The following is a 15533-nucleotide window of genomic DNA, read 5'->3' on the forward strand; positions in this document are numbered from 1 at the left end:
CGGACGTCTGCTGGATGAGGAGCTCACTTGCGTCGCCGATCACGACGGCGCGGCGGATCCAGCTGTCGAGTCCGGTGAGGTCCGGCCAGGTTCCCGGGCTCGTCACACCATGAGATTGCCGATGGTCGCCTCAACCCGGGTCGGGTTGTCGGTTGTCGTCTCGACCGGATCGGGTTCACAGGCCCGATCGGGTCCGGCTCAGGGCGACCCCTGCTTCACGCACGGGTCCGCCGCCGCGGCCGCGCTGCGGCCCTCCCAGAGGCGAGCGAGGGGGCTCCTCGGGCCGACCGCGCCCGCGCCGGCGAGCGCCGCCCACGTCAGGATGGGGCCATCCCCCTCGAGCACGCGCAGCGGCGGCGGATATCCGGTCGCGGCGAGCTTCAGCCCGGCGGGCGTCGGCAGGAGGAGCAGCTCCGGGTTGTCGAGGCTCACGCGCTCCCGCAGCAGCTCGAGCACGGTCGCGTCGCCGTCGGCGAGCGGCGCGAGGCAGCGCTCCAGCAAGGGCCGCAGGGCCTTCTTCGACGCGGCGGACCGCTCGAGCAGCTGGGTCACCGGCGCGCCCGTGCGCGCGTCGAGCACCTGCCAGCGCTCGGGCCCAGGATCCCAGGGGTGCGTGCCCCCCTCGTAGCGCATCGCATCGTGGGAGCGGACCGCGAGCAGCCCCTTCTCGTTGAGGGAGATCTCGAAGGTGCGCGAGGCGGCCATTCGCTCGCCCGTCTTGCACGCGCGCAGACTCGCCTCATCCCCCTGCCCGAACACCCACGCGCCGCTCTCGAGGGCGCGGTTGAGGGCCGCCTCGCTCTTCGCCGTCGCGGCGCCGAAGATCTCGGGCCAGGCGAGCTCCTCGCTGCACGCCTCGCCTGGCTCGAAGGGGATCCCTATCCCGTCGGATGGGCCATCGGGGTTCGGCTGCGGCGGGAAGCGGCGCGCCCTCTTCTTCGTGGCCACGAGCAGCACATCGCGGGCGCCCACCGAGGCGAGGTCGAACGGCAGCGAGGCGCCCCGCGGGCTCGTCCACGTCCCGATGAGGTGGCCGTCGGCGCGGCAGGTGCCCGCGAACTGGCCCGTTGGGCGCGCCGGGTTGCCCTCGACAAGCGCGAGCTCGCCAGCGTCGGTGACCGTCCCGGCCAGCGGGATGTCGACGCCGACGTGGGCATAGAAGTAACGGCCCCGCACCGTCCCTCCGTCGCGCTCGATCCGCGCAAAGACCTCGAGCTTCGGCCCGATCGTGCCGTGGAAGCCGCGCTCCAGCGCACAGGCGCTCTGCGGCGCCGGCGCGGCGCTCGCTGCCGGCGCAGGCGCGACGCCCACGGCGGGCGCCGACGGAGACGGCGCCGTGGTGGCCGCCGCCTTGGCCACGGCGGGCGCGGCGCTCGCGGCAGGCGAGGGCGCGGCCGCCGGGCCGCACGCCGGTAGAGCGAAGACCAGCGGCAGGAACGCTCGGTATCGCATGGACAGCCATTGTGCAGAACAGGACCTGACAAATCCCCTCATTTCATTGGCATGTCAGGCCGGCATGAAGCGGAGCGGCAGCGACACGGGGCCGCGCACGGTGAGCGTGCGGTTGTAGGGGATCTCGCCCGGCGCGCGGGTCACCTCGCCGATCCTCGGGAGCAGCACCTCGAGCGCGACCTTTGCTTCCATCCGGGCCAGCGCAGCGCCAAGGCAGAAGTGCGCGCCGTGCCCGAAGGTCAGGCTCGGCTGCCCGCGGTGCAGATCGAACCGATCGGGATCCGTGAAGCGCAGCTCGTCGCGGTTCGCCGAGCCGACCAGGGCCAGCACGAGCGAGCCCGCGGGGATCGTCACGCCGGCCAGCGCGACGTCCGACGTCGTGAGCCGGGGGACGGACTGCGTCGGGCCGTCATAACGCATCATCTCCTCGATGAACCTCGGGATGAGATGCGGCGAGTCGCGCAGCCGATCGAGCTCCGAGGGGCGCTCCGCGAGCAGGAGCATCGAGCTGCCGAGGAAGTGGGTCGTGGTCTCGAGGCCGCCGCCGAGGATGCTGACCAGCAGATCGATGATCTCGCGGTCGCCGAGGAGATCGCCGGCGCGGGCGAGCTCGCTCACGAGGTCGTCGGAGGGCGATCGCCTGCGGGCCTCGATGACGTCGGCCATGTACCTGTCGAGCTCCGCGATCGTGGCGCGGACGCGGGCGGCGTGCTCGGCGCTCGCCGGCTCGGGCGTCACGGACAGGAGGTCGTCCATCCACCGCTTGAAGCGCGGCTCGAGCGCGTGATCCAGCCCGAGCAGCTCGCTGATCACGAACGCCGGCAGCGGCGCCGCGACCGCGGCGATGAAGTCGACCTCGCCGTCGAGGCGGCCCGCGAGCCGCTCGCACAGATCCCGGGCCCGCTGCTCGATGCGCGCGATCGCCGGCGCCCCGAAGGCCCGGCTCACCAGGCCGCGGAGCCGCGCGTGATCCGGGCCATCCATGGCCAGGATCGAGCTCGCGAGCGGGTTGTGCCCCACCCACGCCGGCTGCCAGGCGGCCCGGAACCCCTGGGACGAGAACCGCTCCGGGCTCCGGAGCACCGTCGCGACATCGGCGTACCGGCTCACCGCCCACATCCCGCCAGGATCGACCTGGCAGACCGGCGCCTCGCGGCGCATCACAGCGTACGGCGTATAAGGATCCGCCCGGAAGGCGGGTGTCATGATGTCCACGCGCTCGCTCATGCGAAGAGACCTCCCGCGATGGCCCCGAGCACACGCCGGGCCCGCGCGGGAGAGGCCGCTTTCATGGGGGATCAGGGGCTCCTCCGTGGCGCCTCGCGAGCCCGCCGGTCAGGGTGACCGGTCGCTCCTGTCACGTTGAAAGGTCGTCCCATGCGCGCAGCCGATCTCGACATCCGGAAGCTGCTCGACGTCGACGCGCGCGGCGGCGTCGTCCGCTTCGCCGGGGAGCGAGCGGTCATCGTCGATGCCGGGGCGCTCGGGAGGCTGCGCGAGGAGCTCGTCCGGCTCGCGGGGTACGCGGGGGCGCGCGCCGTGCTCACGCGCTTCGGCGTCGAGCACGGCGCCCGGATGGCGGAGGCGATGGTGTCCCGGCTCGCCTGGGACAGCGACGCCGAGCTGCACGGCGCAGGAGCCCTGCTCCACACGCTGCAGGGCTTCATCCGGCTCGCACCCGGGGACACGACGCCCCTCGCCTCGCGCGGCGCCACGCTCCTCTCGTCGTACGAGGCAGAACAGCACCTCCTGCACCTCGGCCGCGCGGACGAGCCGGTGTGCTGGATGCTCGCCGGCATCGCGAGCGGCTACATGACCCGGGCGACGGGCGAGGCGGTCTACGTCATCGAGGATCGGTGCATCGGCCGGGGCGACGACGTCTGCCACTTCCAGGGCCGGACGCGCGCCGCGTGGGGCAGCGCGCTCGACGAGCACCTGCCGTTCTTCCGCGAGAGCGATCTCGACCCGTCGCTCTGCCAGCCCGCGCAGCCCGCGCCGCCCCGGAGGGCGACACCAGGACGCGCGCTCGTCGCGAAGGCGAGCGCCCTGCCCTTCGCCGCGCCGCGGGGCGAGCCGCCGACCCCGCTCGTCGCGGAGAGCCCGGCGATGCAGCGGGCGCTCGACCGCGCGCGGCGGGTCGCGCCGGTGGACTCGACGATCCTGCTCACGGGCGAGAGCGGCGCCGGGAAAGAGCGGGTGGCGCGGCTCATCCACGGCGCGTCGGCGCGCGCCGCGGGCCCGTTCGTCGCGGTCAACTGCGCGGCGATCACCGAGACGCTGCTGGAGAGCGAGCTCTTCGGGCATGCGCGCGGCTCGTTCACCGGCGCGACCCACGACCGCGCCGGGCTGTTCGAGGCGGCGCGCGGGGGCACGCTGCTGCTCGACGAGGTCGGCGAGGCCCCGCCCGGGGTGCAGGCGAAGCTCCTCCGCGCGCTCCAGGAGCGGCAGGTGCGCCGCGTCGGCGAGAACACGAGCCGCCCCGTCGACGCCCGGATCCTCGCGGCGACGAACCGCGATCTCGCGGCCGACGCCGCGGCGGGCCGCTTCCGGCGGGACCTCTACTACCGGCTGCGGGTCATCGAGATCCGCCTTCCGCCGCTCCGCGAGCGCCGCGAGGACATCCTGCCGCTCGCGCGGGCGCTGCTCGGGGCGGCGTCGCGGCGGCTCGATCGGCCTGTCGCGGGCTTCACGCCGGAGGCCGAAGGCGCGCTGGAGCGCCACGGATGGCCCGGCAACGTGCGCGAGCTGGAGAACGCCGTGGAGCACGCGGTCGCCCTGGCGCGGGGAGGCGCCGCCGATCTGGACGATCTGCCGGACGACGTCCGCGGCGCCGCGCCGACCGGCGGCGAGGCGGGCGAGGCGCCGGCCGCGCGGACGCTGGAGGGCGTCGAGCAGCGAGCGATCCTCGCGGCGCTCGAGAGGCACGGCGGCAACCAGGCCCGCGCCGCCGCGGAGCTCGGGATCGGCGCGTCGACGCTCTACAGGAAGCTCAGGAAGTACGCGCGCGGCGCGGGGTAGAGGTGTGCGAGGGGTCCCCTCGACGGCAACCGGGCCCCGGCGGTGCCGGAGCCCGGAACCGGAAACCCACGGCGCCCAGATCTCCGTCCCTGAGAAGCTCCACGACCACGCACATCGGTGCTTGACTAGGGCGACGTCGGTTGGTACTCCTCCGCCCCCATCGACGGAGACGACCTCCAAGGAGGTCCCGGCGCGCTCAGCCTCGTCGCTGATCGCGCCGCACGAGAGTGGTTTCCTGATCGATGGATCTCCGTTTGCGGGAGTAACTCAGTGGTAGAGTGCAACCTTGCCAAGGTTGACGTCGCGGGTTCAAATCCCGTCTCCCGCTCCACGACATAGATGCTGCGATGCGAGCTCTCGGCGGAGCGCAGCACATCGCGTGATGCCCCTCGATACGTTCGTGGACCGATCGCTCAGGTGGATGTCACCGCGATCCGGTCGATCCCGATGCGGAGCTGGCTGGTCCCCGGCCGGCGGGCGATGATCGCGGCGGCGCCATAGATGCCAAGGGCGCTGAACTGCTTGCGCGCGCGGCAGATATCCACGTTGAGCTTCAGCTCGTCGGTCGCCAGCATGCGGCAGAGCGTCTTGCGGTCCACCCAGCCGCGATCGCCAGGAGGCGAGAGCTCGTCCTTCAGCCAGATGCGCGCCAGCGTGAGCAAGAGGTAGTGGTAGCTCCTCGGCGCGACCGGGATCGCGCGATCGCCGATAGCGAGCGTCACCTCCACGTGCTCCTCGTCGCGGCTCACCGCGAAGCGCAGCTCCACGACGTCCAGCGCGATGCCGGCGGCGTTCTCGACCGTCGCGCTCATGCCCGAGGGGAGTTCCAGCAGCCAGGCCTCGCCGTCCACCACGAGGACATCGCTGTCCGCCACGGGCTCGGTCGCGTGCTCGCGCTCGGCCATCCAGCGGCCGGCGGCGTCCTCGTAGATGGTCACGACGGACCGAGCCTCGCTGGGCAGCACGAGCATTCCGTCGTCGGCCGCGCGGATCTCCCCGCTCTCCGTGTGACGCGCGCTCGCCCGCGGGCAGGACGCGTCAACGAGCACGAACCCGAGTCGGGTGCCGCCCAAGGTCACCACCGATCCTCGATCGAGCGTGACGCGCTCGCCCGCGACGAGCCGGTGATCGCCCACGAGCGTGCCATTGCGGCTGCCGAGATCGCGCAGCTCCCAGCGGCCATCGAGCCAGCGCAGGAGCGCGTGCTCGGCCGAGATCCGGGCGTCGTCGAACCGGAGATCGCAGGAGGCGTGACGGCCGATCACGCAGCGCGGGCCGAGCGCGCGCCGCCTCCCAGCCTCGAGCTCCTCGAGAGCGCCCATGGCGCCAGCCTATCGGCGCCCTCGACGCACCGCAATCGACCGCGCCCGGCTACCATGGCGTCGTGCCCGCGCCCCCTGAGCCGACTCCCACCCTCGACGGAGGCGAGACCTGGTCAGGATCGTCGCCTGCTCCCGTGCCGCGATCGCGGCTGCCAGAACGCTACGAGGACATGGGGCTCATCGCATCCGGCGCCTCAGGCGAGGTGCGGCGCGTGCGGGACCTGCACCTCCGCCGCGTGCTCGCCATGAAGCTCCTGCATTTCGAGCACGTCGACAGCCCCCGTAGGCGCACGCGCTTCCTCGCCGAGGCGGAGATCACGGCGGGGCTGCAGCACCCCGGTATCGTGGCGGTGCACGATCGAGGCGAGCTCGCGGATGGACGCCTCTGGTTCACGATGAAGGAGGTCCGTGGCCGGACCTTCGGGGCCGTCATCGACGAGATCCACGCCGCGAAGGGGGCGGGCGGGTTCCGGGAGGCGCCGTCGGGGTGGACGTTCCGCCGCGCGCTCGACGCGCTGGTCCGCATCGCGCAGGCCGTGGCGTACGCGCACCGCGAGGGCATCGTGCACCGCGACCTGAAGCCGGCGAACCTCATGGTCGGCGAGCTCGGCGAGGTCCTCGTGATGGATTGGGGCCTCGCGCGGCGGAGCGCGGAGAGCACGGAGAGCGCGGCGGGCGCGGCAGAGCGGCTCGAAGGAGAGCCGGAGCGGACCCACGACGGCGACGTGCTGGGCACGCCCGCGTACATGCCGCCGGAGCAGGCGCTGGGGCAGCTGCACCTGCACGGACCGGAGAGTGACGTCTACGCGCTCGGGGCCATCCTGTATCACCTGCTCACGGGGAGGCCGCCCTACCGGGCGTCGGGTCTGCACGCCTTCCGGCAGGTGGCCGCGGCGCCCCCCGCGCCCATCGCCGAGGCAGCGCGCGGCGGGCCGCAGCTCCCGGCCGATCTCGTGGCCATCTGCGAGCGCGCGATGCAGCGCGCGATCGAGGCGCGGTACCCGGACGCGGGGGCCATGGCCGCGGATCTCGTCGCCTTCCTCGACGGGGCGCGCCGGCGGGAGCAGGCGCTCGCGATCGTGGCGAGGACGCGCGCGGAGGAGCCCGCCATCGTGGATCTCCGGGCCCGCGCGGAGAGCCTCAGGGAGGAGGCGATCGCGCGGCTGACCTCCGTACAGGCCTTTGAGCCGGTGGAGAGGAAGCGGCCCATCTGGGCGCTGGAGGACGAGGCGGCGTGCCTCGGCCGCGAGGCGGCGCTGCGCGAGACCGAGTGGCTCACCGGAATGCACGGGGCGCTCAGTCTGGATCCGGAGCTACCGGAGGCGCACGCGGCGCTCGCCGACCATTACCGGGCGCGCCTGATCGAGGCCGAGCGCGGTCACCAGGGCGAGGAGGCGGCGCGCTTCGAGGCGCTGCTCCGGGCCCACGACCGCGGGCGGCACGCGGCCTTCCTGCGGGCCGAGGGGGCGCTCACGCTGCTGACCGATCCGGCGGGGGCGCGCGCGACGCTGTACCGCTATGTCGAGCGCGATCGGCGGCTCGTGCCGGAAGAGGTGGGCGAGCTCGGCCCGACGCCGCTCTTTCAGGTGAGGCTCCCGCGAGGCAGCTACCTCTTGATCCTCCGCGCCAAGGGGCGGGCGGAGGTGCGTTATCCCGTGCTGATCGAGCGAGACGAGCACTGGGATGGCGCGCCGCCCGGAGAGCGGGCGCCATGGCCGATCCGGCTGCCGGCGCTCGGCGAGATCGGCGCCGACGAGGCGTACGTGCCCGCGGGGTACGCGTGGATCGGCGGCGATCCCGAGGCCACGGACAGCCTGCCGCGCCGGCGGATCTGGGTCGACGCCTTCGCGATCGGGCGCTCTCCGGTGACGAACCGGGAGTACCTCGCGTTCCTCAACGATCTCGTGGCCCAGGGCCGCGCGGAGCGCGCGGTCGCGTCCTGCCCGCGCTCGCTCGGGGTCTCGGGCGAAGCGGAAGAGCGGCGCGCGTTCGCTCAGGACGCCTCGGGTGCGTTCCTCCTCGCCGGAGACGAGATGGACGCGCGGTGGGAGGCGGATTGGCCGGTGGCGCTGCTCGACTGGCACGACGCCACGGCCTACGCGCGCTGGCTCGCGGAGGCGACGGGGCGAGCCTACCGCCTGCCCGGCGAGCTCGAGCGGGAGAAGGCGGCGCGCGGCGCGGACGGGCGGCTCTATCCCTGGGGCAACGGCGGCGAGGCGACCTTCGCGTGCGTGCTCGAGAGCCACGCGCGAAGGCCGTCGCGGCTGCCCGTGAGCGCGCATCCCTGCGACGAGAGCCCGTACGGCGCGCTGGGGCTCGCGGGGAACGTGCGCGACTACTGCCTGGAGGAGTGGCGGCGGCAGGGCCCGGAGGTCGCCGGCGATCGGCTCGTGATAGCGCCCGCGGCAGCGGAGAGCCCCGCGTTCCGGAGCGTGCGGGGCGGGGCGTGGATCAGCCCGATCACGCTCGCCCGGGCCGCGGGCCGCTTCGGGAACCGGGCATCGGACCGGCGTGCGACGATCGGCTTCCGCGTGGCGCGGCCGCTCCGCTGAGGCGGCTACTACGCGTTCTCGATGTAGTAATAAGCGCTCTGGCCCTGCGGCGCCGTCACGCCGCCGGTCTTGGTTTGCCGGGTGAACGTACCATTCGGTGCCACCAGCGCCGGATGGGCGCTCGCGGAAATCAGCTGGTACCAGACGATTTTCATGAGTTCGCTCTTGCCCGGGCGCTTCACGAACCGGATGCAGACCGTGTTTCCGGAGTTATCCGTGCCCCTGTACAGGAACCCCTGGTTCGCCTGCGGATCCGGCTGGACCAACGAGATCCTCTGATAGTCGTGTCCATCTTCCCTGTGGAACTTCTGACCGGTGTTGGGCGGGCTGAACCGGTTCCCCAAGGGCTTATCGACGAACGAGATGCTGAGGTTCTGAGAGCTCAGGTCGCCCAGGTATCCAGTATTTACGTACCAGTACACCTTACCTGCGTCGAAATTGGCATCATTGGTCGAGGTTTTGTGGTTGAACACGGCGAACTCAGCAAGCGTGTTCCCGTTGGAGAACGTCATGGTGTAGAGGCGGTATTGGGCCTTCTGCTTGTTGCCGCCGTCGACCTCGAACGTCAGGGGCAGCGCCCCGCGCGTGGAGCCCTTGTCTTCCGGAACCTGGGTCGGAACATTCCCTGACATGTCTGCCTCCATCTTCGCGATCGAGCGCGGCCCCGGCGAGCCCGGGCGCCCCCATCGCCTGCGATCGCGGCCACCCTACCAGCGCCGGGCACACGGGGGTATTTCTCGCTATTTCACCGCGGCCGGCGCTCGCCGGCACACACCCCGACCGCACCCTCGGCCGGACCGTCACGGCGCGACCGCCGAGGGGACGACGAGCAGCGGAACGATGTCCGCGGAGGCCGGGACCTGCTGCGCCCAGGCGAAGCCGCCCCAGCTCCAGCTGGCGTTGATATCGAAGGTGATCGCGCGCTCGTCGGCGCCCTCCCTCTCGACCAGGATCCCCGGGCCATAGGAGCGCTCGATCGCGGTGCCCGGAGCGATGGGCACCGTCGAGAACATCAGCAGCACCCGCTGGAGAGGAACGAGGATCTGGAGGTTCTTGCCGAAGAGCGGAAAGGCGCACAGGGGCGCGCAGGCGCCGGCGCCCTGCGTCACCGCGATACCGCACGTGAGGGGGTCGTCGTCTGGTTGTCGATCGAGATGGCGCCCCTCACGCCATCGCGGACGACGGTCCCGGTGCCGGCCGGCTGCTGGACGTCCAGCGTCTGGCCGGGCGCGATGTCGTACGAGGCGCCGGCGTGGATCGCGGCCGAGCTCGCGACTGGCTGGCGAGCGGTGTACGCCCGGTACCGCTCCGTCCACGCCACCTCGGTGTGAAGCGAGTAATCCGCCGTCTAGTACTACAGGCGCATGTCGGTGAGCGCCGAACGAGCTGGGCTTCACCAGTGTGCGGACGAGCCATGTGTCACGATCGTCCGCCCGCTCATCAGAATCCGCGGAGATTCCGCGACGTGCGGCTGTAGTACTAGGGGGTCAAGGGACGATGGCGCCTCCTCCGGCGACGCGCGGTCAGTCGTCGAAGCAGTCGCGGTGCGCGGTGTTATTGCGCCCTGCGTGCTGAAGAGCACCCTGCGCTCGCTAAGATGCTCACGAATTACCCAGGCTTTGCGACAAATTCATTGGTCGCCAGAATCGCCTTGATGCCTGGCGCGGGGAGTTGGCCCTGGGGCCCGGAGGCATACATTGCCATCCGGCTCTGATCTTCCACCCAAGTTCCGGCGCCGAAGCGCAAGTGGACGCCGGTTGCCACTCTCAACCCGGCCGATGTATGGACATGCTTCGACTGGACGAAATCAAGCTTCCGGCGCTCAAGATCGACGCGCCAGAGGTCCGCCCAATCCTCGAAGTTGGTTTCCAAAGGCGCGTTGCTATTCCCGCCCATCGTGACCAGGTACAGATTGCCCTTCGCATCCGTCAACAGATTCATATTGTCGGGTCCGTGCTTCTTACCGTCCGGAACCTGAAAGCTGGTGTCGATGTAGATGGGATCGCCCAGCTTGAGCTCCGGATCGTCCAGAAGATGGCCGGCAATCTTGAAGCAGGTCAACTCCTGGCCGTCCCGACCGGATCTTAGCGCGAGGACGTAGTAGCGATTTGGCGGTGTTCCGACATCGGTAATGGCCAGCGCTGTAACGCCATTGAGCGCCCTTGGAACCGTTATCGCGGCGGGAAGCAGCCAAGGATCCCTGTCTTTCCCCATCGATCCGAGCCAGTAGAAGCGCAGGATCGAGGGCTCTTCCTCGTTATACGACTCGAGTTCGACCGCGAGAAAATCTCCGACAATCTGGCATCCGCCCGGATGCGGACGAGAGGCTTCAGGGAGTTCGATACGACGCAGTTCGCGACGCGTGCTCCGATCGAGTACCACGATCTTCGACTCGACGCCGAGGGTCACAGGCTTGGGGGCGCTAAAAGGAAGAACGTAGTAATCATGGTAGCGAGCCATACCCTGATAGTGCGAGGTGAGCGGCAACGGCTCCCAGGTGTCCCACGAAGACAAAGTATAGTTGATCTCCGCGCTGTATAGGTCCGGGAGCGCCGAAAACGCCGCCGGCACGTCGCGCAGCCTCAGTTTATTCCACCGCCCGCTTCCGTTCGTCAACGGTGACGCGGGACCTGGATGCCATTTTCCGTTGCTGCAGGTCTGGTAGGCGCCTAGGTAGATCTTGCGGTCGATTCCGAGTGAGACGACGTAGAGATCGTCTTGATACCCGTGCCCAAGCGCGATCGCGAGCCATTCCGACCCTTTGGCATCGAGCGGATTGTGATCGTAGCCGTGCCAGCTGCCATTCGTGGCGTCTTGCCAAGCTGCGAGATTTATTCTCTTGTCCGCGATGCCGACAAGCTGAAGATTGTCATTATTTCCGTTACCGATGGCGAACGACTGGACGCTCGAGGCGAAGCGGAGCACGTCGCCGCCACCGTGCCACTCGCCGTTGTTCGACGATTGCCATTGCGACAGATGGAGTCGATCTTCGCGATCCTGCTGCCCGCGAGCAAGAGCAATGACCTGCAGATTATTCTGATTCCCGTTCCCGGCGCCGATCGAGTCGATCTTGTCGTAACTCACCATTACACGCCCGCTGTGATGCCACCTGCCATCACATTGATCCTGCCAGGCGACGAGGTAGACCTGATCGTTGTACACGCCCAGGACCTGCAGATTGCCATCGTTGCCCTTGCCGACGGCCACCGCGTCCCAGTTGTGCGTTGCGTCGCCGAGCAGCTCTGTGCTCTTGTCCCAGCTGCCGCTGCGATTGAGCCAGGGGCCGCGATATACTTTTCCGTCGTCCGTGAGGCCGATGACGTACAAATTGTCCTGGTAACCCTTGCCTAGGGCAATTGACTTCCACCTAAAACCGTCCGGATCCAGCGGGTTCGCGTCATAGCTGTTCCAGCTTCCGGTTTTGTTGTCCTGCCAGGCCGCCAGGTAGACGCGCTGATCCAGCAGGCCAATTAGCTGCAGATTGCCATGGTTACCCTTCCCGACGACCAACGACTCGATGCGTGGTGCAAAACCGAGTACATCGTAGCTTGGAACCAACCAGGCCCCCGTGTTTACGGCCTGCAGCGCCGCCAGGTAAAGCGTCCCCCGGTTGCTTTGCGGCTGTCGAGCCAGGCCGAACACGTAAAGATCTCCGCAGGATCCATTACCGAGCGCGATTTGATCAAATGCTGGGAATTCCTGTTCCATGTCCATATCCTTTTGATTGGTGCCACGGTGGACCGGCGCAGGTAGGCGCGTTTTGCTCCGTGCACAAGCCACTTCCAGTGCGCTTAACACTACTACCGCGAACTTCTCTCCGAGATGCCGGAGCTTGCGCTGCTCCGGTGACGACGGCTTCGATTGTTGACCGTATTAGGGGTCATCGGGTAATCCGCGTTCAACATGCGGGTCTTCACGTTCGGCTGGTTGATCAGATCGACGTTCGCATCGACCACGAGGACGTTCCGGTCCTTGTCGGGGCCGATCGCGGTGACAGGCCAGGTGGAATGCTAGCCGTCGTTGAAGGTGTAGGTGACCGTGAAGCCCGAAGGATCACGGTTGGGCAGGTTCTGGACGAGCGTCAGACGAAATTGCATGGCGAATGGCTCCATTTCGCCGTCCTCGTGGACGGCATGGCAGGTGGATTGGCCGCTGCGCGGCCGAGAGCGACCGAGCGGCGAGGGGCTCGGTTCATCGACGCCGCACCTCCCATGTAAGCGCTCGCGCGATGCGTGTGTATTTCAGCGTATTTCACGGCGGCGATGGCTCATGCGGCCGCCCGGAGGAACTCCCGTTCCACGACGTAGACGCTGCCACGCGTGCCGCGGCCGAGCGCCGCGCATCCGCGTGACGCGTCAATCCGTGCCGCCGCCCAGAGCGAGGAGGGCGAAGCTCGCCAGCCAGTGCTCGCCCATGTAATCGCCGGCGACGTGCGGCAGGCTGGCATCGAGGTGCCGCTCCGCCGCGTCGAGGGCGCGGGCGCGGCCCGCGTCCCCTTCGGGAAGCGCCGCGGCGAGCGAGCGCCAGCACCAGGCGCGGCTCAGGTTGAGCCCGTCGAGGTGGGCGATCTTGCCGTCGCTGCGATCGCTGACCGTCGCGGGCTCGAACAGGGTCGCGGGCTCGCCCCGCGCCGCCCGCGGCAGGAACCGCGCGAACCAGGCGCGGAACTCCGGTCCGGGCAGGGCCCGGCGCATGCACTCGGCCTCCACGAGGGCGGGCGAGAGGAAATCGTCCTGCGAGGGCTCCCACGCCTGGCAGTCCGCGTCCCGTCCGTACCAGGTCCGCGCGGCCTCGACGCAGCGCAGCGACAGCCGCTCATCACCCTTCACGGCGGCGTACTCCTGCGCGAGCACCAGCGCGAAGGCGCTGTTCGTGTGCGCGCCGGCGCGGACCGGATACGTGGCCCTGGGCAGGTACTCGAGGAGCCGCCCGGCGAACGCGTCGCCGAGCGGGGCCAGCGCGGCCGACCAGCGCCGCCCCTCCTCGGTCTCGTACCGCGCGAGCTCGGCCGCCAGCATCAAGAGCCACGCCCACCCATAAGGCCTCTCGAAGCCGCGGCTCGACAGTCGCTGCAGATAGGCCAGCTCACCGGCGACCTTCTCGCCCGTGAGCTGCGCGTCGAGCAGCCCGCGGACCGACGCGGCGCCGGGGACGCCGGGGAAGAGGCGGTGGATCCGCGCGAGGAGCCAGTGGCCGTGAACGCACGAGTGCCAGTCGAAGCTGCCGTAGAAGATGGGGTGAAGGTCGCGCGGGCCCTTCACGTCCTCGGGGCCGGCCATGACGTGATCGAGCTTGTTCGGATACTCCCGCGTCACGTGCCCGAGCGCGATGGCGCTGAAATGCGAGGCGATCTCGGGTGTCAGGACGTGCGTCATGGAATGGCGACCTCAGCGCCGGAAGACGAGCAGGTACATGAGGAGCGTGTTCCCGATCAGCAGGAGCAGCGCGGTGGGGAGCTGGACCTTGATCACGCCGTCGCGATCGGGCAATCCGAGCAGGGCCGCTGGGACGATGTTGAAGTTCGCGGCCATGGGGGTCATCAGCGTCCCGCAGAAGCCGGACAGCATGCCGAGGGCGCTCATGATCGCCGGGTCGCCGCCGAGCCGGCGCACGATCAGGGGGAGCCCCACGGCCGCGGTCATGACGGGAAAGGCCGCGAAGGCGTTCCCCATGATCACCGTGAACAGCGCCATGCCCCCGGTATAGGCCGCCACCGCGGCGAGGCGGCCGCCGCGCGGGAGCGCGCTCCCGGCCAGCTCGCCGATCACGTCCCCCACGCCTGCGGCCGCGAACACGACCCCGAGCGCGGCCAGCAGCTGGGGCAAGATCGCCGCCCAGCCCACGATGTCGAGCAGGCGCCGGCCTTCCTGCAGAGGCGCGAGCAGCGGCGGGCGCAACCACGCCACGGAGACCACGAGCGCCAGCACCACGCCGAGGGCGAGCGAGATCAGCGTCGCCTGCTTCGGGTCGAGCAAGTGCGCTCCGCGGATCTCGACCCGCTTGAGGACCAGCGCGCCCAGGAGGGCGGTCGCCGGGATGATCAGCGCCGGGACGAAGAGCAGGTCGCCGCGCCGCTCGGCGCTGGCGCGCCGCTCCTCGGGTGTCGTGGTGGCGGGGCGCCCCTGGCCCAGGCCCCTGACGCCCGCGAGGAGCACGAGCGAGATCACGAGCACCCCGTTGCCGAGATCCCCGAGGCGCGAGCCGAAGAGGAAGCTCATCGCCAGGAGACCCCAGAACAGGGTGTTCTTCCATCGCCTCGAGTTCTCGCGGTCGACCGCGCTCAGGACGGCCGACGCCGCGAAGAACAGCCCTCCCACGACGTAGACGACACCGAGCGTGATCATTCGGGCGCCTTCCCCGCGTCCGCGCGGGCGAGGTCGCGATGGAGCCGCCGGTCGAGCAGGAGGAGCCGAGTCCCGTGGATCAGGAGCGCCAGGACCGCCGTGGGGATGGCCCAGACCGACAGCTGGAGCGGCTCCACGAAGATGCCGTTCTGCTCGAGGAACGCCTTGATCAGCAGGATCGACGCGATGGCGAGGAAGATGTCCTCTCCGAAGAACAACGCCACGTTGTCGGCCGCCGCCGCCGAGGCGCGGATCAGCCAGCGCGTCCTGTCCGGCAGCGGTCCGTACCGGTTCTCCGCCACGGCCTCGGCCATGGGCGCGATCAGCGGCCGGACCATCTGCGCGTGGCCGCCGAGCGACGTCAGGCCGAGCGCCGCGCTGAGTTGCCGCACCGCGAAGTACACGAGCAGGATGCGCCCGGTCGTGGCCGTCTTCACCCGCGAGATCAGCGCGCGCGCCCGCTCCTGGAGGCCCGAGCGCTCCAGGAGGCCGATGACCGGCAGGACGAGCCAGACAAGGCTCACATAACGGTTGTCGTTGAACGCCTTGCCCAGGACGGAGATCCCCTCGATGAGGCCCATCCCCGCCGAGAGGCTTGTCACGATGGCGGCCGCCGCGACGACCAGGAGCGGATGGATCCGGGCCACGAAGCCGACGACCACGACCGCGACCCCGAGGAACGTGAGCATGCTCCTTACCCTCGTGTCCGCGGGCGACGCCGCAAGCCGGTGACGGCACGGTCCACGGCGCCTCGTGCGCGACCGATGCCCGCGGCGGCTGACGTCTCGAATTTCAGCTTTTCAATCCATCCGGGCCGCTCGCAGCGGCCTCCGGTCGATCACCCC

At 70.0% G+C, this 15533-nt stretch carries 12 protein-coding genes and 1 tRNA gene; 4 read left to right on the forward strand and 9 right to left on the reverse strand.

The genetic code is table 11. From position 1 onward, the window contains the following. Nucleotides 1-198: 198 nt before the first annotated feature. Both POL72_RS11915 and POL72_RS11920 read right to left on the reverse strand, forming a co-directional pair. The gene (locus POL72_RS11915; RefSeq protein WP_272095259.1) at nt 199-1452 is read right to left on the reverse strand and encodes a hypothetical protein; all 1254 of its coding nucleotides are present in this window, start codon (nt 1450-1452) and stop codon (nt 199-201) included. A 54-nt stretch (nt 1453-1506) separates the two neighbouring features. Then, nucleotides 1507-2679, reverse strand: coding sequence for a cytochrome P450 (locus POL72_RS11920; RefSeq protein WP_272095260.1), 1173 nt, complete (start codon nt 2677-2679; stop codon nt 1507-1509). A gap of 150 nt (nt 2680-2829) precedes the next feature. Here POL72_RS11920 and POL72_RS11925 point away from each other — a divergent pair, with 150 nt between their 5' ends. Together POL72_RS11925 and POL72_RS11930 are read left to right on the forward strand one after the other, a co-directional pair. Continuing rightward, on the forward strand, nt 2830-4470 hold the full coding sequence (locus POL72_RS11925; protein ID WP_272095261.1) for a sigma-54-dependent Fis family transcriptional regulator: 1641 nt from the start codon (nt 2830-2832) through the stop codon (nt 4468-4470). Nucleotides 4471-4726: 256 nt separating this feature from the next. Continuing rightward, nucleotides 4727-4801 (forward strand) — tRNA-Gly (locus tag POL72_RS11930). 82 nt (nt 4802-4883) lie between these two features. Here POL72_RS11930 and POL72_RS11935 read toward each other — a convergent pair. After that, nucleotides 4884-5792: an FHA domain-containing protein gene (locus POL72_RS11935; protein WP_272095262.1), complete on the reverse strand. Its 909-nt coding sequence runs from the start codon at nt 5790-5792 to the stop codon at nt 4884-4886. A 170-nt stretch (nt 5793-5962) separates the two neighbouring features. Between POL72_RS11935 and POL72_RS11940 the strand changes: the two genes are divergently transcribed. Beyond that, the gene (locus POL72_RS11940) at nt 5963-8344 is read left to right on the forward strand and encodes a bifunctional serine/threonine-protein kinase/formylglycine-generating enzyme family protein (RefSeq protein WP_272095263.1); all 2382 of its coding nucleotides are present in this window, start codon (nt 5963-5965) and stop codon (nt 8342-8344) included. A gap of 8 nt (nt 8345-8352) precedes the next feature. Here POL72_RS11940 and POL72_RS11945 read toward each other — a convergent pair whose 3' ends face one another. Together POL72_RS11945 and POL72_RS11950 are read right to left on the reverse strand one after the other, a co-directional pair. Then, nucleotides 8353-8976: a hypothetical protein gene (locus tag POL72_RS11945; RefSeq protein WP_272095264.1), complete on the reverse strand. Its 624-nt coding sequence runs from the start codon at nt 8974-8976 to the stop codon at nt 8353-8355. A 168-nt stretch (nt 8977-9144) separates the two neighbouring features. Beyond that, nucleotides 9145-9453 carry a hypothetical protein gene (locus POL72_RS11950; RefSeq protein WP_272095265.1) on the reverse strand — a complete coding sequence of 103 codons (309 nt, stop codon included), beginning with the start codon at nt 9451-9453 and terminating at the stop codon, nt 9145-9147. Nucleotides 9454-9498: 45 nt separating this feature from the next. Between POL72_RS11950 and POL72_RS11955 the strand changes: the two genes are divergently transcribed. Further along, nucleotides 9499-9675 (forward strand): hypothetical protein, encoded by a 177-nt coding sequence (locus POL72_RS11955; protein ID WP_272095266.1) that lies wholly within the window; start codon nt 9499-9501, stop codon nt 9673-9675. A 277-nt stretch (nt 9676-9952) separates the two neighbouring features. On the opposite strand, the gene POL72_RS11960 is transcribed toward POL72_RS11955, so the two are convergent. From POL72_RS11960 to POL72_RS11975, 4 genes are all read right to left on the reverse strand, one after another. Next, a complete protein-coding gene (locus POL72_RS11960) occupies nt 9953-12052 on the reverse strand; it encodes a PLL family lectin (RefSeq protein ID WP_272095267.1) in 2100 nt (699 codons plus the stop codon). 647 nt (nt 12053-12699) lie between these two features. Further along, nucleotides 12700-13719, reverse strand: coding sequence for a DUF2891 domain-containing protein (locus POL72_RS11965; protein ID WP_272095269.1), 1020 nt, complete (start codon nt 13717-13719; stop codon nt 12700-12702). 12 nt (nt 13720-13731) lie between these two features. Further along, nucleotides 13732-14688, reverse strand: a complete 957-nt coding sequence (locus POL72_RS11970; RefSeq protein WP_272095270.1) for a DUF979 domain-containing protein — start codon at nt 14686-14688, stop codon at nt 13732-13734. Further along, nucleotides 14685-15377 (reverse strand): DUF969 domain-containing protein, encoded by a 693-nt coding sequence (locus POL72_RS11975; protein ID WP_272095271.1) that lies wholly within the window; start codon nt 15375-15377, stop codon nt 14685-14687. The genes POL72_RS11970 and POL72_RS11975 overlap by 4 nt, the downstream gene beginning before the upstream one ends. Nucleotides 15378-15533: the final 156 nt, after the last annotated feature.

The sequence above is a fragment of the Sorangium aterium genome (assembly GCF_028368935.1).
Lineage (GTDB): Bacteria > Myxococcota_A > Polyangia > Polyangiales > Polyangiaceae > Sorangium > Sorangium atrum.

Bases quoted from the DNA above. Each gene is read 5' to 3' on its own strand.
- POL72_RS11920 (WP_272095260.1), bottom strand. From the start codon at position 2,679: ATGAGCGAGCGCGTGGACATCATGACACCCGCCTTCCGGGCGGATCCT.
- POL72_RS11975 (WP_272095271.1), bottom strand. From the start codon at position 15,377: ATGCTCACGTTCCTCGGGGTCGCGGTCGTGGTCGTCGGCTTCGTGGCC.
- POL72_RS11970 (WP_272095270.1), bottom strand. From the start codon at position 14,688: ATGATCACGCTCGGTGTCGTCTACGTCGTGGGAGGGCTGTTCTTCGCG.
- POL72_RS11965 (WP_272095269.1), bottom strand. From the start codon at position 13,719: ATGACGCACGTCCTGACACCCGAGATCGCCTCGCATTTCAGCGCCATC.
- POL72_RS11960 (WP_272095267.1), bottom strand. From the start codon at position 12,052: ATGGAACAGGAATTCCCAGCATTTGATCAAATCGCGCTCGGTAATGGA.
- POL72_RS11935 (WP_272095262.1), bottom strand. From the start codon at position 5,792: ATGGGCGCTCTCGAGGAGCTCGAGGCTGGGAGGCGGCGCGCGCTCGGC.
- POL72_RS11955 (WP_272095266.1), top strand. From the start codon at position 9,499: ATGGCGCCCCTCACGCCATCGCGGACGACGGTCCCGGTGCCGGCCGGC.
- POL72_RS11925 (WP_272095261.1), top strand. From the start codon at position 2,830: ATGCGCGCAGCCGATCTCGACATCCGGAAGCTGCTCGACGTCGACGCG.
- POL72_RS11945 (WP_272095264.1), bottom strand. From the start codon at position 8,976: ATGTCAGGGAATGTTCCGACCCAGGTTCCGGAAGACAAGGGCTCCACG.
- POL72_RS11940 (WP_272095263.1), top strand. From the start codon at position 5,963: ATGGGGCTCATCGCATCCGGCGCCTCAGGCGAGGTGCGGCGCGTGCGG.
- POL72_RS11915 (WP_272095259.1), bottom strand. From the start codon at position 1,452: ATGCGATACCGAGCGTTCCTGCCGCTGGTCTTCGCTCTACCGGCGTGC.